Origin of the sequence: Chroococcidiopsis sp. TS-821, assembly GCF_002939305.1 — a bacterium.
GTDB lineage: Bacteria > Cyanobacteriota > Cyanobacteriia > Cyanobacteriales > Chroococcidiopsidaceae > Chroogloeocystis.
This window is the reverse complement of the sequence record NZ_MVDI01000012.1, coordinates 16,532-35,966: the sequence shown is the minus strand read 5'-3', so window position 1 is coordinate 35,966 and position 19,435 is coordinate 16,532. Positions and strand designations below refer to the sequence as shown.

At 42.7% G+C, this 19,435-nt stretch carries 16 protein-coding genes; 5 read left to right on the top strand and 11 right to left on the bottom strand.

What is annotated here, in order from left to right:
- Positions 1 to 22 precede the first annotated feature (22 nt).
- On the top strand, positions 23 to 517 hold the full coding sequence (locus B1A85_RS20715) for a hypothetical protein (protein WP_104548695.1): 495 nt from the start codon (positions 23 to 25) through the stop codon (positions 515 to 517).
- 54 nt (positions 518 to 571) lie between these two features.
- Here the strand turns inward: B1A85_RS20715 and B1A85_RS20710 are convergent, their stop codons facing one another.
- From B1A85_RS20710 to B1A85_RS20700, 3 genes are all read right to left on the bottom strand, one after another.
- Positions 572 to 865, bottom strand: coding sequence for a TMEM165/GDT1 family protein (locus tag B1A85_RS20710; protein WP_104548624.1), 294 nt, complete (start codon positions 863 to 865; stop codon positions 572 to 574).
- The gene (locus B1A85_RS20705; protein ID WP_371681698.1) at positions 865 to 1,203 is read right to left on the bottom strand and encodes a TMEM165/GDT1 family protein; all 339 of its coding nucleotides are present in this window, start codon (positions 1,201 to 1,203) and stop codon (positions 865 to 867) included. The genes B1A85_RS20710 and B1A85_RS20705 overlap by 1 nt, the downstream gene beginning before the upstream one ends.
- A 151-nt stretch (positions 1,204 to 1,354) precedes the next feature.
- Positions 1,355 to 1,705 (bottom strand): YkgJ family cysteine cluster protein, encoded by a 351-nt coding sequence (locus tag B1A85_RS20700; RefSeq protein WP_104548622.1) that lies wholly within the window; start codon positions 1,703 to 1,705, stop codon positions 1,355 to 1,357.
- Positions 1,706 to 1,909: 204 nt separating this feature from the next.
- Between B1A85_RS20700 and psb30 the strand changes: the two genes are divergently transcribed.
- Complete coding sequence (psb30, locus tag B1A85_RS20695; RefSeq protein WP_210404630.1) at positions 1,910 to 2,050, top strand: photosystem II reaction center protein Ycf12/Psb30; 141 nt, start codon at positions 1,910 to 1,912, stop codon at positions 2,048 to 2,050.
- A gap of 274 nt (positions 2,051 to 2,324) precedes the next feature.
- Here psb30 and B1A85_RS20690 read toward each other — a convergent pair whose 3' ends face one another.
- The 6 genes from B1A85_RS20690 to cysH all read right to left on the bottom strand — a co-directional run bounded on the left by B1A85_RS20690 (position 2,325) and on the right by cysH (position 13,717).
- Positions 2,325 to 2,882, bottom strand: coding sequence for a sugar O-acetyltransferase (locus tag B1A85_RS20690; RefSeq protein WP_104548621.1), 558 nt, complete (start codon positions 2,880 to 2,882; stop codon positions 2,325 to 2,327).
- A 359-nt stretch (positions 2,883 to 3,241) separates the two neighbouring features.
- Entirely contained in the window at positions 3,242 to 5,290 is a 2,049-nt protein-coding gene (gene recJ, locus B1A85_RS20685; RefSeq protein WP_104548620.1) for a single-stranded-DNA-specific exonuclease RecJ, read from the bottom strand.
- Positions 5,291 to 5,851: 561 nt separating this feature from the next.
- Positions 5,852 to 8,095, bottom strand: coding sequence for an EAL domain-containing protein (locus B1A85_RS20675; RefSeq protein WP_104548618.1), 2,244 nt, complete (start codon positions 8,093 to 8,095; stop codon positions 5,852 to 5,854).
- Positions 8,092 to 10,866, bottom strand: coding sequence for a hybrid sensor histidine kinase/response regulator (locus B1A85_RS20670; protein WP_104548617.1), 2,775 nt, complete (start codon positions 10,864 to 10,866; stop codon positions 8,092 to 8,094). Before B1A85_RS20670 ends, B1A85_RS20675 begins: the two co-directional genes overlap by 4 nt.
- A 705-nt stretch (positions 10,867 to 11,571) precedes the next feature.
- The gene (gene sbcD, locus B1A85_RS20665; RefSeq protein WP_104548616.1) at positions 11,572 to 12,891 is read right to left on the bottom strand and encodes an exonuclease subunit SbcD; all 1,320 of its coding nucleotides are present in this window, start codon (positions 12,889 to 12,891) and stop codon (positions 11,572 to 11,574) included.
- A gap of 97 nt (positions 12,892 to 12,988) precedes the next feature.
- The gene (gene cysH / locus B1A85_RS20660; protein ID WP_104548615.1) at positions 12,989 to 13,717 is read right to left on the bottom strand and encodes a phosphoadenosine phosphosulfate reductase; all 729 of its coding nucleotides are present in this window, start codon (positions 13,715 to 13,717) and stop codon (positions 12,989 to 12,991) included.
- Between the two features lie 114 nt (positions 13,718 to 13,831).
- On the opposite strand from cysH, the gene B1A85_RS20655 reads away from it, so the two are divergent.
- From B1A85_RS20655 to B1A85_RS20645, 3 genes are all read left to right on the top strand, one after another.
- Positions 13,832 to 14,104, top strand: coding sequence for a glutaredoxin family protein (locus B1A85_RS20655; protein ID WP_104548614.1), 273 nt, complete (start codon positions 13,832 to 13,834; stop codon positions 14,102 to 14,104).
- A 93-nt stretch (positions 14,105 to 14,197) separates the two neighbouring features.
- Positions 14,198 to 15,718 (top strand): UDP-N-acetylmuramoyl-L-alanyl-D-glutamate--2,6-diaminopimelate ligase, encoded by a 1,521-nt coding sequence (locus B1A85_RS20650; protein ID WP_104548613.1) that lies wholly within the window; start codon positions 14,198 to 14,200, stop codon positions 15,716 to 15,718.
- Between the two features lie 174 nt (positions 15,719 to 15,892).
- Positions 15,893 to 17,278 (top strand): DICT sensory domain-containing protein, encoded by a 1,386-nt coding sequence (locus B1A85_RS20645; RefSeq protein WP_104548612.1) that lies wholly within the window; start codon positions 15,893 to 15,895, stop codon positions 17,276 to 17,278.
- 95 nt (positions 17,279 to 17,373) lie between these two features.
- Here the strand turns inward: B1A85_RS20645 and B1A85_RS20640 are convergent, their stop codons facing one another.
- Complete coding sequence (locus B1A85_RS20640) at positions 17,374 to 17,628, bottom strand: DUF2087 domain-containing protein (RefSeq protein ID WP_104548611.1); 255 nt, start codon at positions 17,626 to 17,628, stop codon at positions 17,374 to 17,376.
- A 51-nt stretch (positions 17,629 to 17,679) separates the two neighbouring features.
- Complete coding sequence (locus B1A85_RS20635) at positions 17,680 to 19,176, bottom strand: sensor histidine kinase KdpD (protein ID WP_104548610.1); 1,497 nt, start codon at positions 19,174 to 19,176, stop codon at positions 17,680 to 17,682.
- Between the last annotated feature and the right edge of the window lie 259 nt (positions 19,177 to 19,435).

The following is a 19,435-nucleotide window of genomic DNA, read 5'->3' as shown; positions in this document are numbered from 1 at the left end:
ATCAAAGTAAATCATGGCAATTATTATGACTATTTCTAGTATTCAATTTAAGCGTTCTGTTTGGCAGAATGTTGCGCTCTTAACTCTAGGATTTTGGCTGAGTAGTAGCCTGATTTTAGACTGGGTAATTATGCCCAGTTTATATATTTCTGGAATGATGACCCAAGCGGGATTTACAACTGCAGGGTATTTGATTTTCTGGAACTATAATCGCATCGAATTATTAGCAGCAGCTTTAGTGGTAACGAGTGTTCTAGTGTTAAACAAAACACAATTTATCGAAGACAATCGGCAACGCGGTACGATAATTCTCGCTTTACTCTTGCTCGCTGTTCCTTTAGTATCTACTTACTTTTTGACTCCGCAAATGTCTGCTACAGGCGTGCAGTTGAATTTGTTCGATTCAGTAACTGAAGTTCCTACCACAATGAACTTACTACACGCAGGCTACTGGGTATTAGAAACAGTAAAATTTGTTGCGGGTAGTACCCTGTTGTGGTGGGGAATCCGCAAATAAGTTGAACTCCATTATAATCCGTGCAAGAAAGCCCCTGACTCTCAGTAGGGGCTTTTAGTTTTCTTCATTTTGCGATAATTCAGAGTTGTACCACAAACGAATTGCGAGAAAGGTAAATCCGAAAGCTGCAAGTATTTTTGTTGTCTTGACGGGTAATAGTTCGGCTGCCCATCCACCAGCTAAAGCACCAAGTAAGCTAGTTAATAATAGCGCGGCTGCCGTTCCCAAAAATACCGCGCGGGGGAATTGCGATCGTCCGCTAAGCGCGATCGCCGCTAATTGGCTTTTGTCGCCAAGTTCGGATAAAAATACTGTGATAAAACTCAGTCCGAGTAAATTCCAATCCATTATTGCAAGACATCCCAAAACAGCATCATAGAAATCAAAAGTAAACTAACGCTTGCAAGTTTTTCCACGGTTTGAGGTGCAATGCGAGTTGCAATCCAGCACCCTACGAGGACACCTAGTAAACTTGTGACAATCATTGCTGCTGCTGCACCACCAAAGACAATCCAGGGTGATTGAGATTCAGCACTCATCAAGAGGGTGGATAGCTGTGTTTTATCGCCAAACTCAGCTAAAAATATCGTGACGAAGGTTGTTGCAAATACTGTCCGTGAAGACTGCGTGCAAGCTGAATAAGGTTGTGTTTCGGTTATCGTCTCGTTAGGGTTTTCAATTGCAATATGCTCAGATTTGAGTTCAGATTCTTCACGGAACTGAGTGGGTAATTCAAGTTTCACAGGTATTCAAAACGTCGCAGCGCTTTCATATTTTTTTCATTTTCTCGGATCTTTGTTACAAAAATCAACCCCACGATCGCGCGAATGTCAGAAATTAGTCTTGTATCGCTTGCTCGAAGCGCAACATTTCAAGGCTGCGATCGCCATAAACACCACTGATTTGCTGCTGACAGCATTCGATGGCAAAGTCATTTAATTGTTCTGGAGAGACATTGTACATATCCTGAAATACCGCGGGTTCTACGCGACAAAAGCGCGGGCGATTTGGGTAAATGCGGCATTCGCGTGTTAAGCGATCGTAGTTAGTACACCAACCATCGGCACCTACCATACTTAAATAAAGCTCGAGTTCGTCAGGTGATAAATAATCTTCAATATCTGGACGCTCTGCTGGATCGAGATTACAGCAAGCTCCACATTGCTTTACACAACGCCAGGTGGCCATAGGTCGAATTTGGGCTATGATTTTTCTTGCACTTCGAGTCTAACGATTTTATCTAGCAGGTCAGTAATATGAGAAAGCCGTTATAATTGTTTGTTGTTTTTTATAGATTTATTAAGTTAGTTAAATCGAGTCATCGTCATCCAGGTAAAATCGATTGCGGAGCTTTATCTGAGTTACTAACTCGGCTAGGTAATGGGAGGAAAAATGGACGTTGTATCTGGAATTTTTGAAGGAATTAGCACTTTTCAGTGGGAAACCTTTTTTCAGTTAGTCAGTGTGACGCTGATCATGCTTGCTGGTCCAATTATCATCTTTATTTTGGCAGCACGCGGTGGCAATATGTAGAAGGAGTTTAGAAGACAGAAGGTGGAAGGCAGAAGGCGAAAGGCAGAAGTTTGATATACACCGTATTTCTAACGCTGCGCGTCTCGAACATCTTTTTTGTTTTTTATAAAAAAATTTAGGGACTTTCAACCATGAAGCGAGAGCGAAATTAAATTTTCCTTCTGCCTTTCTCAATCCTTACTTTGGTTGACGATCGCTCTTTCTTCCATAAGTTATTCAAATTCAACAAAAAATTTTAAAACAGCTTTGCCTTGTAGTGACAAGCCTGTCAACTTTACAATTCTTTGATGATTCTACAAGGATTTCCTGCGGCAACGACGTTAGCAGGAATATTTTTGGTGACAACGCTTCCCGCGCCAATTGTGGAGTTGTTTCCAATTGTGACTCCTGGACAAATAATTGCTCCACCGCCAATCCAAACATCATCGCCAATTGCGACCGGCGCAGCCATCTCCAAGCCGGATCTCCTCATTTCTGGATCGAGGGGATGATACGCTGTGTAGATTTGTACTTTTGGGGCAAGCAATACATTATTTCCAAGATAAACTTTGTTGCAGTCTAAGATGATGCAATCGTAATTGATATACAAATTTTCCTTAGCGTAGATATGGCAACCATAGTCGCAACGAAAAGGTGGTTTAACCTCAAAAACTTGACCGATTGAGCCGAAAAGATTTTGCACAATTTCGCGCCGTTTTTCGCTCTCGTCAGGAAGTGATAGATTGAAAGCATGTAAGAGATTTTGTGCTTTTTTGTACATACTTTCAAGTTCAGGATCGATGGCGATATATGGCTCATTTGCCAACATTTTCTCGCGTGCTGTTTTGTTCATCTTTTCATAGTTTTGCGATTGGCATAGCGATCGCACTTTCAAGTTATGCCGCGCCAACACCAAGCACTTTAAATGCCACAATACTAAATTAACTTAATTACCGTCTGACTCTATGTAAGTTAAGGCTCTAACAATTGAAGAACTCAAACTCCTAATTCAGGAGACTTTTACTGAAACTATCCAGTCTTTGCTGATTGACCTCTGACAGGGGAAGAATCGAATGATGCTAAACGACTCGCCTCTTCAACTGCGATCGCAGTACAAATAAAAAGATCGTCGAATTTAAATACTACATGAATGCTGTTTGCGAGGGAACTTACGCAACAATCATAACCTAAGTTACCTAACAACAGAATAATTTACTTGGATAACTGATTTAAAGCAGTATACGCAGCGATGACTAATTGGTGAAAGTGCGATCGCGTGATATCAACTTGCTGGGCTGTTTCGCGCTTAGTACCTAAAAATCCTGTGGATTCTCCTTGCACGATCGCCAATATTTGACCTCGATCGTTTTTTATTCGCAATTCAGCTGTTGAACTACTTGTAAATATGCCACAGATATAACGGCGTTGATTGTGATAAAACTCCGCTTTTAAAGCAGGTGATGCAGTTTTAACGGGTTGTGTTGGTAGGCGCACGCCGACTAATTCGAGTTCAATTGTAGTGTTACCGTTCCAGGTATTTTCGCGCAAGCAGTAGGCAATATCTATGCGTGGTGGTAGCGGGAAATAATCGCGCGCCTTTCTCCAGGCGATCGCATTTACCTCAAACCGCTGCGTCCCTTCATTTTGTGCTAATTTCAGTTTGATATGTCCTTTACCGACAATTCGCTGTTCGACCACTTCAACATTAGCTGTCCAAAATAGTGGATAAGGATTATCAATACCGCAAGGATGCAACGCGTCTAATTGCTTGTAGAGTTGACGATCAATTTGACTAAAATGCGCTTGTGCATCAATTTTGAGCAATGGTTTGAGGTGTTCGACTTGCAAGCATTGATGGGCAAATTCCCGCAACCGCGATCGCAGTGCGGCTAAGTTTTTTGCAGGTAACGAGAAACCCCCAGCGGCTTTATGTCCGCCAAATTTACCTAATAAGTTTTGACAAAATTCTAAAGCAGCAAAAACGTGAAATTCGGGAATTCCTCTCGCAGAACCGCGAATATTGTGTTCGTCTTCGTAAGTTCCAATAAACACAGGAACGCCGTAGCGCTCGACTAAGCGCGATGCAACGATCCCGATGACACCATGATGCCAATCGGCTTGCACAACGACTAAAACGCGTTCTTCTAGTAAATTGATTTGGTTGTGTTCAATGTAGGCGATCGCTTCTCGTTCGATTTGTTCGCACAATTGTTGACGATGCTGGTTAATTTGTTCGCACTGCATCGCGCGTTCTAGTGCAATTCCCTTATCGTCTGTTGTCAGTAAATCAATAACAATTTGCGGATCGGCGATGCGCCCTACAGCATTAATTCTTGGACCTAATCGAAAACCGATATCATCAGGCTTAAGCGATTTGGCATTGACGGTGCTATGAGTGTTATTTTGCACGCCTGCAACTTGAATTAAAGCTTGCACTCCTGCTAGTTGTGATTGCGGTAGTAACCGCAAGCCACGCTTTACCCAACGACGATTAACGCCGGTTAACGGGGCGAGATCTGCGATTGTACCGAGGGTAAATAGCTCAAGCAGAGGTTTGACTAATCCGGCAATTTGTCCTAATTTTTGTGCCAGCGAGACAGCCAGAATGTATGCCACTCCTACGCCTGCAAGTCCGCGATACGGCGAAGATTCTGGAATCAGTTTAGGATTGAGGATCGCGTTCGCTGGGGGTAGTTGTGGCGGGATGTCGTGATGATCGGTGACAATCACTTTGAGGTCGAGTTCTCTAGCTTTGGCGATCGCATCATAAGCGGAAATCCCGTTATCAACCGTGAGAATTAACTCGACGCCTTCGCGCTTGAATTCTTCAACAATGCGCTGATTAATCCCATATCCCTCATGCATCCGGCTAGGAATTGCATAGTCAACGTTTGCACCCAACCAGCGGAGCGATCGCAGTAATAACGCGGTACTTGTCATTCCATCGGCGTCGTAGTCACCGCAAATTGCGATTTTTTGCTGATGCGCGATCGCTGCGTGTAACAATTCCACACTCAACGCCAAATCGGAAAACTCTTCTAGTGGAGAAGGAAGGACTTGTGATTCGGGGTCTAGAAATGTTTGTGCTTGTTCGAGTGTCTCTATGCCGCGATTAGCTAGTACTTGACCTACAATTGGCGATAGTTGAGCAGCCTCAGCCAGTTTCTGGGCGAGTTCAGTTTGTTCGGAATAGATTTGCCAGCGCTGATTTGGTAGATGCTGGGAACAGGGAGACAATTCTGGATTAGAACGATTTAGCACAGTTACACGACTAGCAACTCGCCAAATATTTTAACCCTTAGTCGCTTTACTTTAAAATTTTTTCTTTGGAGTGGTTTTTTAATTTTATTCAGTTCTTATATCCTATTGTTAGAATCGAATTTGAGCGCAGCTAATTGAGGCGCTCTATTTAAATCCTTACTTTTCAACTATTTTTTAATAGTTCCTGTTAGCAAAAATATGCCTAATTATTTAAAACAAGATATTCGCAATGAAAGAATCAGAGCAATCTATAAAAAATGCCAAACCCTATAATACTTTTGAACGTATATTTTATCTATTCCTTCTGATTTTTATTAGTATACTAGGGATCGTCATTATTTTACCTTTATTTCTAATTAAACAAGTTTTTAATCTTGGTAAGAATATTTTAAAATACGCTTCATCAAAAGATGAGAATAATTCTCAAGTTTAACATTCTAAAAATAAAAAAATACGATTATTTTAGATTTTTTAATTTATGTGAACTAGAGCAGTTCATAAAAAAATAACTTCCACAAATCGAATCAGATGGCGTTGCAAGTGTAATATATAACTATCTATCTATAAAGGTTGATTTAGCTCAGTCAACTCTAGCCATTGAGGATCGCTCGCCATTAAAGCTGTAGCAGAGGCGCAATTCAAAGATCGCGCGAAAAGATATCCTTGACCAAACTCACACCCTAAGGTTCTTAAGATTGCAAACTGCTCAGGTGTTTCTACGCCTTCTGCAACGACGCTCATCCCTAGTATATGCGCAAGCGTAGTAATTGTGCGCACAATTTCATAGTTTTCACCGTTAGAATGCATGCCACTCACAAAAGAGCGGTCTATTTTCAAGCTATTTATTGGAAAACGATGTAAATAGCTTAAAGACGAGTAACCTTGCCCAAAATCATCAATACTTAACTGAATTTGTCGCGATCTAATCTCTAATAAAGTCCTAACAGTTTCTTGTGCATACTCAATGAGTGTACTTTCCGTAATTTCTAATTGTAAATAACTGCCATCCAATCCAGTTTCAGCTAAAATTCGGTCAATTTGGTGAATAAAATTTGGTTCTCTAATTTGTTGTCCAGCGATATTGACACTTAATTTGAGTGGCATTAGATGTGGAAATTGTGCTTGCCAAACTTGCAACTGACGACAAGCTTCTTGTAGTACCCATTCGCCGATAGTCACAATCAAGCCGATATCTTCAGCGACAGAAATAAAGTTGGTGGGGGAAATTAGCCCGCGTTGAGGATGTCGCCATCGGATTAACGCTTCAAAGCCTGTTAGTTTACCTGTCGTTAATGAGATGATTGGTTGGTAGTGGAGACAAAATTCTTGGCGTTCTAAAGCTTGTCGCAGATCGCTTTCTAGTCGTAAAAGCTTTAGGTTTTTTTGATACATCTCTTGGTCAAAGATGGCGTATCTTGCTTTACCTTGTTCTTTAGCTTGATACATGGCAATATCTGCATCGCGGAGTAGATCTTGTGCTTCGCGATAAGCTGGCGACGAGAGGGCAATGCCAATACTCGCACTCGAAAATATTGTGTGGTTTTCGAGTTGAAAAGGTGCCGTCAGTTGTGCTTGAAGTCGCTCAGCAATCCGGATAGCATCAGTAATATCTTTGATGTCATCGAGGAGAATGGTAAATTCATCACCACCAAATCGAGCGATTGTATCCGTAGAGCGCAAGCATTGTTGCAGAAGAGTAGCGATCGCGCATAACAATCGATCGCCCAAAGTATGACCCAGGCTGTCATTAACTACCTTAAAGCGATCTAAGTCGATAAACAGTACCGCAAACAAATAATGAGCGTTGCGCTTAGCGCGGTGTAATGCGCTTTCTAAGCGTTCCATAAATAGATTGCGATTGGGTAAACCTGTTAACGCATCGTGCAAGGCATCATAAACTAGTTGTTCTTCGGCTTGCTTGCGGCGTGTAATGTCGTAAACAATGCCATCGAGACGAACGGCAACACCATTTTCGTAGATAACGCGGCTACGAGTGCTCACCCACCGTAGCGTGCCATCAGGTTGTAAAAGGCGATATTCTAATTCAGCACTACCTTGTTCGAGGAGCATTTGATGCGATCGCTCTACTTTACGGCGATCTTCTGGATGGACAGCTTCTAACCACAAGTTGGGATTCTCAAAAAATTCAGCAACAGGACGACCATAAACTTTTTGTACAGCCGAATTGAGATAAAATATTCTGCGGGTTTTAGGACAAACCGACCACACAACTTCTTCTAGAGAATTTAAAATACTTTCGAGTCGTTCTTCACTTTCTTGTAAGCGTTTTTCTGCAAGTTTGCGTTCTCCAATTTCGCGTTGCAGTTGTTGGTTAGCTGCTTGCAGTTGTATCGTGCGCTGTTGAATGCGTTGTTCGAGTTGAGCATTAAGTTGAGAAATTTCTGCTTTGGCACTTTGCAGCGCAATCTGACTTTGAACGCGGGCTATAACTTCGGCAATTTCAAATGGTTTCGTAATGTAATCTACTCCGCCGACGGCAAAAGCTTTGACTTTATCAAGTACATCATCCGAAGCACTCAAGAAAATTACTGGAATATCGCGCGTTGTGGGCGAAGCTTTCAGGCGACGACAAACTTCGTAGCCATCGAGATCGGGCATTTTGATATCGAGTAGAATCACATCAGGCGGCGCGGTATTAGCTCCCATCAATGCCATCGCACCATTCTTCGCACAGCGAACTTGATAGCCTTGTCCTAATAAAGTTTTGGACAGGACGCGCAGGTTTTCTGGAACATCGTCAACGATTAAAATTGTGCGTGATGTATCAAGTGAAGAGCTATTCATAACGAAGATGGCTGAGCTAGGTCGATGATTTGATCGAAGTCAAAGTTGTTTACTTTTTGTTGCAATGCTTGGGCTAGGAAAGCATAATCTGTAGGAATCTCCGTAATAAGTTGTGCTATGGTTTCAGCGTCTAGTTTCGCTGCTGCCTCGTGTAGTTGCGCAATCCACTCAGTCGGCATAACGTTGAGGTTATCAGCATTGAGCGCGTAACCTGGGGTTGTACCCTGCAGCGTTTCGCGAATTGCATGCGGATTTTCATATATATAACGAACACCAAGATGTTGCTTGAGCTTTTCCCAAATGACTTCTTCGCGAAAAGGCTTGCGGATAAAATCATCGCAACCTGTTGCTAAGACAGTTGCTTGTTCTTGCTCAAATGCACTAGCAGTGAAAGCAACAATAATAGTTGATTGCCCTTTTGGCTGAGATTTAATATACTGGGTTGCTTCATAGCCGCTGACAACTGGCATTCGCATATCCATTAAGATGAAGTGCGGTTCCCAGAGATTCCACAGCGCGATCGCTTCTTGACCATTTTCAGCTTCGCGTACCTCAAATCCTACATTGGTTAGCGTTTGTTTTAGAATGCGACGCATCGCTAAGTGATCGTCAACGACTAAAATCCGATACTTTGGTTGTCCTGGTTCTAAACCAACAACGCGCTGAGTCTCAGTTTCCTGTGATGTCGCTTCGGCGAGTTCAACGGGAATATCGAACTGAAAAATGGTGCCTTTTCCTAACTCGCTACTGAGCGTAATTGTTCCTTCCATCAGTTGCACAAATTTGTGCGTAATCGCTAAACCTAACCCTGTTCCTTGTTCGGATTTTCGTCCTGTTTCTGTTTGCACAAAAGGTTTAAATAGCATGTCAATTTCATGCGCTGCAATTCCTATTCCCGTATCTTCTACTTCAAAATGCAGTGTTATTTTGGGAGTATTTTTTGGCGTTTTGTCTTGATTGTCTATAGTTGTTACGCGTAGAAATATACAACCTTCTTGCGTAAATTTAATCGCGTTGCCAACAAGATTAATCAGAATTTGGCGTAATTTTATTTCGTCTGACTTTATATATTGGGGGACTTCTGCGGTACGCTCAATTTGTAGCTGCAAGCCTTTTAACTGAGCTTTGCAGGAAAACATTTCTTCGATCGTGTTTAAGAGGCTATATAAATCAAAGTTTTTCTTATTTAATGTAATCCGACCTGCCTCAATTTTTGCCATGTCAAGAACATCATTAATTAATGTCAGCAGGTGTTCGCCACTGCGATTAATAATTTTTAAATTTTCTCTTTGTTCAGCAGTGAGCGAGACATCTTGATTCATGAGTGTTGTAAAGCCAAGAACTGCATTGAGAGGAGTACGCAATTCATGACTCATGTTTGCGAGAAATTCACTTTTAGCACGATTCGCGGCTTCAGCGGCTTGTTTAGCCTCGTTGAGTTGTGCTGTGCGTTTTTCTACTCTTGTTTCTAGCTGTTCAAAGGATTCTTTGAGTTGTGATGCCATGCGATTAAATGACTGCGATAAAACATCCAGTTCTCTGACTCCTTTAACCTCAACTTTTTGGTCTAAATCACCATAAGCGATCGCTTTACTAGCAGCACTGAGTTCTCGAATTGGTTGGGTAATCCATCGCGAGGTCAACGTTCCTAAAAGTGTCGCGAATAGCATTGCCAACAAACAGAAAATAATTGTTATTTTTGTATTTTCATTAATTTGTGCCATGAAGGCAGACTCAGGGACAACAACTACTACTAACCAGTCAAGTCCAAGGTTGTCTTTCCATGGTGTTACGTGGATAAAATGACGTTCATTATTATGCTGAAAACTTAGTTCTTGACTAATACTTATTGCCCCAAGGCTACTAAATTCTTTATTTAAATATCCTGCAGTCGCTTGAATTAATGGATCTTGACTTTGTAAAACTTGCAGTCTTTGGGCTTTACCTTGATGAAGTGTCAAAGGTTTTTCTGCGCTAGAACTAGCGATTAAATCTCCGCTCTGCTCAATAATAAAAATTTTAGCTGAAGGATGAATATCTAAACTGCGCAAGAAATGACTAATTTTAGTCAAAAGAAAATCTACACCAAGTACGCCAATGAGTCTCCCCGCCCGATCGTAAATAGGATGACTTGCTGTAATCAACAAGTGACCTGCAGGATCGTTCCAAGTATATACTGGACTCCATAGAGGTTTTCGGGCTTTTACTGCTGATGTATACCAAGATTCTATTAATGGTTGATAATTATCATAAATTCTTAAAACTCGCGTGCGGTCTCCTTGAGCGTCAGTTGCATAAGTGTATGCTTTACCTTGAGTACGTGAAGAAAGTTCATCAATCGTTACACCTTTACCATCTAAATAGCGCCCAGATGCAACGAGTTCGCCTGTAGCAAGTGCATAACCAATGTAGCTGACATCATACACTTGCATCTGTTTCCAAAAATAATGTCCTGCTTTTTCAAAGTCGTATACGTCTAATATTCCTAGCTGAATGGCATCAATATTCAGCTGATTAATTTTTTGCGGTGTCGATAGATAACTATCTAAATGCTGTGTCACCAGTCGATTGACTTTATCCATCAACTGATATGCTAGATAGTTAACTGCCTGTTGCCCGTTACGCAGCGAGAAATATCCAACGAGTCCTACAACTGTAAAAATTTGTAGTATAAAAGGTACAACAAGCAATCGATGTAATGTAACTCCACCCGACTCGCGTGCTTTACTACTAGGTATTTTCAGTAATAGGTTTGGTTTCAGCACCCTCATAGATTCAATAGGTTTAGTAATAAATTATACTTGGTAAAAGCAACATATTTCATTACAGTTATTCCATAAAAAATGTTGACATCGAGACAAAACTAGCTAGTGGCTATTTTTATTATTACTTTCTTGTTTGAAGCATTGCTCGCTCAAATAGATTTTTCTGGTTAAGTATCAGTAGTTTTTAGGTACATATTTTGTATTATTAAGTCAAATTTCCTAGTTTTTATTGAAATTAGGCGATCGCTTGTCATTACTGTCATTACAATATAGCAAGCTTAAAACCAATAAAGTTGAGTGTTATTGGCGATGATGCGTACAGCTTTGTCTGTAAATTCTCGCATCTTATTTACTTATAAAAGCCATAAATTCCTAGCACATCCGTAATTATGCTGAAAAATCAGGCTTTACTGTTGAGCAGCTTAAGAATTACCTAATTAAATAACAGTATTAGGAGTTACACTCTACCCAGCTATCTACTTTTAAAGAGAGTAGAAAAAGCATATAGCACTTCGCTTTTGCCAGAAAAAAATGAGTAGTCGGTCGCCAATTATTCAGTGCTAATAATTCTTTTTTGAAGCAACGCTGAGTTTCAATTACTAGCCCTGATCGAGAAATAATTGCTCAACCACTCGCTTTTTAGTTTTGAAGATATAAAATTTTGACTGCGGTTGTAGCTGAGCGTGTAGATAGTAACCTATTAGTTCTTCTTTAAAGTAAGCGCAGTTGACGGTCTGTATTGTTCGTAGCTTCTGGGTTACTAGCATCCGCATTGTCTGCACTACGTGGCTCTATGTTGAACCATTCTTCTGTATCGCCCGCTAATAACTTATGTGCAGCTTCTAACATTGGAGCTGAGATATCTTTGAGGTCTTCTCGATTATTTAAATAAGTTTTTAAGGCTTCTATGGGGTCGATCGCGTTACTTGTTCCTAGTTCGGGTACGCGGGGTCTTGCGAGTTGGCTAACTAATTCGGGTTGAATTGTGTATGTATGTGCTGGACTTAATGTTTGATGCAATAATGCGGTATCAATTTGGTCGAGTTGCTCAGAACGCAGCTTATAGATAAGACGTACAACAGCGTCATGAATATTTTTTTGGGCGATCGCCTTTAATATTTTCGCTTGCGGATCGGCAGCATTTGAGACATCAACATCAATTGTGCAGAATTTCCGCACGGGTAAAGGACAAAATTCCCACCGAACTTTACCGCGTTCGATTTCGACGAGCACATAGCCTTTATCTTCTTTTTCTTCGCTAAAATCTACGCGTTCGATACTACCTGGATAAACAATCGGCGGATCGTTCGATTTATTGAGGTTCTGGTGGCGATGGACATGTCCTAAAGCAACATAGTCAAAACAAGGGCGCGCCAGTAAGGATAATGGCACGGTGAAGCCTTTACCAACCGCTAAAAAGCGTTCAGCACCGTAAGACGCATTATCAACCATGAGATGCCCTAATAATACCGTTGGTACTTCTGGGTTAAGGCTGCGGATTTCGCCTTCGAGGGCGACACGCAAGCGTTCAATAAGTAGCTGATTGACTTCAGCTAAAGATAATCCTTCGGTTTCGGGGCGTGTCAGCAGCGTGGAACGGGTTAGCCAAGGTAACGAGATGACTTGAATTGGACCATTGCGCGTTTGGATGTAGTGTGTCATCAGGCGATCGCCGACGATAAATCCTGGCACGCCCAAAGTCCGATAAATACACAAACTCGCTCCCCCTTGTCCTTGCGAATGCTGGTCGTGATTGCCAACTAACAAAACTGTGGGGATTTGCGCATCAACCAATCGGCGAAACTGACTCGCAAATTTTTCTTGAACAAACGGTGGTGGTGTTGCATCTGGAAACGCATCGCCCCCAAAAACAACCAAGTCAACTGGTTCTGCGATCGCGCGGTCGATACACCGTGAAAGCGTCTTGACAAAATCTTCCAAACGTGTATTAGTTCCCGTTTGCGGGTCAATACGTCCGTGGGAGAAGCTACTTCCCATATGTATATCGGATAAGTGGAGGATTTTGAGCATGAGTGGCTAGTAGTTAGTTGTTAGTGGTTAGTAGCTAGTTTTGAGTTAACGCTCGTTTGTCATTACTTATTCTCCTCTGCACCTGGAGCACCTCTCATTAGATATGAATTCCGCATTCAGTTTTACCTGTACCGCGCCAGCGCCCTGCACGTTCGTCTTCGCCTTCAGCAACGGGGGTAGTGATAGGTTCGTCGCCGATACTCGGATAACCTTGGTCGTGGAGTGGGTTATAAATGACATTGTGTTGGAAGACATAGTTCCAGGAATCTTTCCGCGTCCAACTTGCTAAAGGATTCACCTTAAGACGCTGTTGGGCATCTAATTCAAATACTGGCATATTGGCACGCGTCATCGCTTGGTCGCGACGTCGCCCCGTAATCCAAGCAACGGTGTTCAGTTCGTCCAAACCACGCTGCAAAGGTTCAATTTTTGTGACGTAGTGGAATTTTTCGATATCCTTATTCCACAAAGCTTCGCCATATTTAGCGGCAAACGCTGCACGCGAGTCTGCGTCAGGAGTTTTGTAGATGCGCAGGTCAAGATTGTAAGTTTCTTTCGCTTTGGCAACCAATTCTAGTGTTTGTGGAAAGTGATGTAACGTGTCGAGAAAAATAATTGGAATTGCGTGCTTGAGGTCGCGATATAAGATATCAGTGATAACCATATCATCAACATTAAAGGCACTTGTTTGCACTAGTCCCTTTACAATATGCTCAACGCACCAAGCTAAAATCTCTCTCGGATGAGCAGTATCAAATCTTTGGTTAAGTTGTTCTAAATCAAAATTGTCAATTTGGCTATGAGAAGATTCGGTCGACAGGCTCATGTCAATTCTTTAGTTATTTCTCCTACATCCAGAATATCTAAAGATGGCATGGGTGAAAGCCTTTTCATTTTTTTTATATCAAGCCTTTGTTTTTTATGAAGTAGTTTCTTTAAAATGCGATTAATCTTATACAGTAAGCCTGGTTGCCATTTGTGTGAGGGATTGGAGGAAAAATTGGCACAAATTCACTCATTCAGCTTTGATTTGGAAGTACGCGACATTACAACTCGTACCGATTGGTTGCAAGCATATCAGTACGAAGTTCCAGTCCTTTGCTACGACAACAATGGGAAAGAAGCACAAATTCCTCGCCCTTCTCCCCGCGCTAGCGTGGCACAGTTGGAGCAATTGCTACAGAAATATCTCAAAACTCGTGATTCACACTAAAGGATGCGTGTTTGTAGCAGAGGTTAGAAGTCACAAGAGGTTTCCTAAGGTTTTTTGGGGTCTTTGGAGTTTTTGTTGTGAGGAGTTGATGCCATGAAATTGCGGGATTTATTAACAAATATTGCAAGTGTTGTCGAAATTCCCCAACACCCTGCAATCGATATGGAAGTAATAGGGTTAAAAACAAACTCTCATGCTTGCCAAGCGGGAGATCTATTTATTGGAATGCCAGGAACGCGAGTCGATGGTGGCGAATTTTGGCAAAGTGCGATCGCATCAGGAGCGATCGCCGCTTTAATTTCCAGCGATGCGGCCAAAAAACAGCCTGCGACAAACGATGCTTGCGTCATTGTGGCAACTGATATGGTAGAAGCGTGCGCCTCTTGTGCTGCGGCTTTTTATGGCTATCCTGCAAAACAGCTAAAACTTGTGGGGGTGACGGGTACAAATGGCAAAACAACAACAACGCACCTCATTGAATTTTTTCTCGTGCAAGCACAATTTCCTACCGCATTGATGGGGACTCTCTACACGCGATGGCAAGGTTACGAGCAAACGGCAACGCATACTACGCCCTTCGCCGTTGAACTTCAACAACAATTAGCCGCAGCCCGTGACGCTGGTTGTCAGTGGGGTGTCATGGAAGTGAGTTCCCATGCTTTAGCCCAAGGGCGAGTCATGGGCTGTCCGTTTGAAGTTGGGGTGTTCACAAATTTAACGCAAGACCACCTCGATTTCCACAAGGATATGGAAGATTATTTTGCGGCAAAAGCACTGTTATTTAGTCCCGACTATCTTCAAGGACGTGCAGTGATTAATGCTGACGATCCTTACGGACAAAGGCTCATTGCGCAAATCCCAAGACCGCAACTATGGCGCTATAGCATCCACAATGCAGAAGCGGATTTTTGGACGAGCGATCTTCACTACGAACCGACGGGCGTGAGTGGAACGTTACATACACCTAAAGGAGATATTGCGTTTCATTCGCCTTTAGTTGGCGAGTACAACCTTTCAAATATGTTGGCAGCTGTCGCTGCAGCATTACATCTGGGTGTAGATTTAGAATTAATTGCCCAAGCTCTACCAAAATTTACAGAAGTTCCAGGGCGGATGGAACGCGTGCAAATCGCTCCAGAGCAAGACATTAGCGTGATTGTCGATTACGCGCACACCCCCGATAGTTTAGAAAATTTACTCAAAGCCTCGCGCCCGTTTATTCCAGGTAAGATGATCTGCGTGTTTGGTTGTGGTGGCGATCGCGATCGCACAAAGCGTCCAAAAATGGGAGCAATTGCCGCGCAACTAGCAGATATCGCGGTTGTTACGTCAGATAACCCGCGTACCGAAGACCCCGAACGCATTTTGCAGGATATTTTAGCCGGAATTCCTGAAACAGTGCAGCCCAAGGTTATCTGCGATCGCGCGAGTGCCATTCGTACCGCAATTCTCGAAGCCGAACCAGGAGATGGCGTGCTCATTGCAGGTAAAGGACACGAAGATTACCAAATTTTAGGAACAGAAAAAATTCACTTTGACGATCGCGAACAAGCAAGATTTGCTTTACAAGAAAGACACAACGCCCAAAAGATGCAAGTGAGTGGCGGCTATTAGCTACTGACGAGTGGTTAGTGGATAGTAGTTAGTGACTAGTTTTGAGCGGTGAGTTTTGAGTTAACGCTCATTTATCATTAATTTATTCTCCTGTGCTTCCTCTGCACCCCTGCTTCCTCTGCACAAGAAGCTTCCCTCAGGTAGCAACTTTAAAGCAAAACAATATTACTCACTATGGATTCGCTTTATAAATCTATTCTGAATGTCGAACCGCCCCCGCAACTTTTAGCCGTCAGCCCTGTCACTTTGCTTTCCCTAGTTAGAGCAACAATTGATGTCCTGATTGAAAATCAAATTTTAGCAACACTGTGGCTCAAGCTACCGCCAGGGGAAATTTGGCACGCAGAAATTCAGCGTTACCACAACCAAGTACAGCCGCCGCATACTACCTACGTTATTGTTCCCCAAGGCGGCGACAATGCCGACAAACTGAACTTTCCTCACGTAACCACCCCACTTAAACTGAATCATCAGTCGCGTCGGGAATACTTTTTGGCGATCGCCTCTAGTCATTTTTGTGGTCTGATTCTGGCATACCGCCTAGGACCAAAGCAGCGACAACAGAAACTCAGAGAAAGTGCATCCTCAACGACAATCCGTAAAAAACCACCGTTAGTTGCGTTTTACTCGTTTGAAGGACGCGTGATTCAACCAGTACTTAACAGTCTCAATAGCGCGAGCCAATCAACATCAGCAGGGTTGACAGCTAATTTTGATGAAGTGCCAGCGATTCCTGAGCCGCTATTGTTAAATCAAATCTTAACCAGACAAATTCATCACCAAGAACAAATTCGCAGTCGCACTAAACTCCGCCGCGATCGCTTACTTAGTAGAGCCACTCGTGCGAAAAAGCAAACTAGTTTTTCTTTGAAAGATGAGTTTGTGAGTGAGCTATGTCAAGAACTGCGGACACCATTAGCACATATGAAGATGGCACTCAGTTTACTCAATTCTCCACAACTCAAACCTGCACAAAAACAAAGGTATTTGCAAGTACTTAGTACCGAATGCGATCGCCAAAACTCGTTGATTAATGGTTTATTAGACTTAATCCAGCTAGAACGTGCGGTGCAAACACCTTTAGAATCAGTACGCTTAAGTGAAATTGTCCCTGGTGTTGTCAGTACATATCAGCCTCTGGCAACTGAAAAAGGCATCATGCTGGCTTACACTGTACCGGAGGATTTACCCCCTGTTTCTTGTGTGAGTGCTTGGCTCAAACAAATTGTAATTAATTTATTGCACAACAGCATCAAGTTTACTCCTACTAACGGTCAAGTTTGGGTGCGATCGCGTCTTCAAGGTGATTTTGTCCAACTCGAATTTCGCGACACAGGTATTGGCATTGCACCAAGTGAAATTCCTAAGATCTTCGATCGGTTCTACCGCGTTCGTCCCGCTGCTGGTGAGGAGGGTAGTGGTGCTGGGCTTGGTTTAACAATTGTGCAGCAACTTCTCTTACGCTGTGGTGGCTCGATTTCAGTCAAAAGCCGCTTAGGAGAAGGTTCGACTTTTAATGTGCTTTTACCTGTAGATCCTGCTGAGAGGTTAGGGAGTTGAAGGAGTAGAGGAGGCAGAGGAAGCAGAGGTGCAGGGGTGCAGAGGAGAATAAATTAATGATAAATGAGCGTTAACTCAAAGCTAGTTACTAACGACTAACCACTCTCTACTTCTTCATTAGGTACGCGCCAGTAGATACTATTCTCGCGTTGCATGAATTGATAGCCGATCAGTTCGCGACGTAATGTGGCACAGTCTTCGTGGAAGCGCTTGAGGATTGTATTAACTTTGATTTCGGGATACTTGACTCTTGTTTTAAATTGGCTTGCTAACCACTTAAAAATCACAACGCGCTTTTTTCGACTCGCCGGAATTTCTTTGAGTCGTCCATCAACAAGAAAGTTTTGCAATACTTTGCGTTCCCACGCTTCACCTTTGAGTGAGTTGTCGTTTTGCTGAGTCTAACTGCAATATTCGGTTTGCTTAACGTCTAACGGTAAGAAAATCGTCAAGACTTCGCCTTCGTCTGGGCGTTGGCGCACGATGAGTTTACCGCCAATTGCTTGAAATAGCTGCTTGGTCGCTGTCATATTTAAGCTGATAGTGCCTGTTTCAGGTTGAAACGTGAGTAACTGACCAAGCGACTTGCGAATTGGTGGAACTGTAGATTGTTGTCTGTCTTTGTCACTTAGCTGAGACTTCGGCAACAATTGCAACTTTAACTGATCTCCTGCCGGAATAACTTGCACTTGTATATGGCTTCCTGGGGGTAAGCTGCGTGTAAAGTTTTCAATTAATCCTGTCAATACTCGATCGAGCATTTTCGGATCGCTAACGACAGTTGGTAGCTGTTGCTGCGGTAAAACAACATCCAACGTCAAGTTACGCCGACTCGCTTGTTTTTGCCAACGCGGAATACTCTGCTGTAATACCTGCGTTAGAGACATTGCCGTTAAATAAGTCCCTGGCTGCTTAGTAGTACACTTTTCTAGTTCTGCCGCACGAAATAAAAGTTCCATGCGGTCAATTTGCTCGGTACACTCGTGGTCGATAATTTCTAATCGTTTGATCGCATCAGTTGCCAGATCGCGGCGTTTGAGAAGCAAGCGAGTTAATGTCCGAATCGTTGTCAACGGTGTCCGCACTTCGTGCGCAAATGCTTGAAGTAATTCCACATCAGACCGCGGCGCAGAGAAATTAAGTTCTGAGTTATAATTTCGAGTTGCACCACCATCGCGAACTGCTTCCGGTGGTACTTCAGGCATATACCGCAACAGCAAGCGACTAAAGTGCATCACCGTCTGGTAATTTGGCGCAATGGGATAATATTGTTGAACTAATTTATCAAGATGTACTACTGACTCAGAAGTTGTCAGCGCGGCTCGTGCTCGCAGCGCATACCAAGCTTGTTCAACGACTTCTGGTTCAAACGAAAATAAAAATACTGGTACACTGCCGTTTTCGGCTAAAACCATTACCAAGCTAAACTGTGCAGTTAATACCAAACAAAACTGTTCTTGTGCTAGCGGATCTCCAGGAAGTAATGGGAATACAACTCCTGATTCGGCAGCTAATTGTAGCATTTCTTGTGCTGCAACGCGATTCGCATCTGCTGGCAGTAGTTGATGCTGCCAAGAATCTTTGGTAAAAGTCCAAGCACGTAGCTTGCTCATCAGTTGAGGATTGGCGATCGCTGGTGCAAAACTTGCCAATACAACTCCTTGAGGCGCTGAGTTGCAATTCGTATCAACTGTGTCTTGAAGAAGTGTTTGTCGTAATAGGTTCTCTAATGCAGCGATCGCTACCCGCCATTGCTGCGCTGCTTTTGCAGACTTATTTGCCACAGCAGACTCTTCGCTACTTGCTGACACTACACAGGAATTGCTACTATAGCCATCGTGTTTTGCATCGTTGCTTGCTAGTATTTCACTCAGTGTTGGGATTATCCATCTGTGCACCAGTACTCACCCCTTCAACTCGCCATTGCTTGCAGTGCTTGCATCTCAATCTCAATACATAAGATATCGGGATTTGATCGTCAAAGGCAGTCGTAGAACCGAACTCATAAGTCGCGATTTCCGTTGCAGGTCGCTCTTTTCTTCAACAACTCATGCACTTAGTCAGCAAGCTTTAGTTTTCTTAATTCTTGTTTTAGCTACTTTCATGCGTTTTGAGGCGGCAAATAAAATACTTTTTTAACTTGCATATATTTTGTTT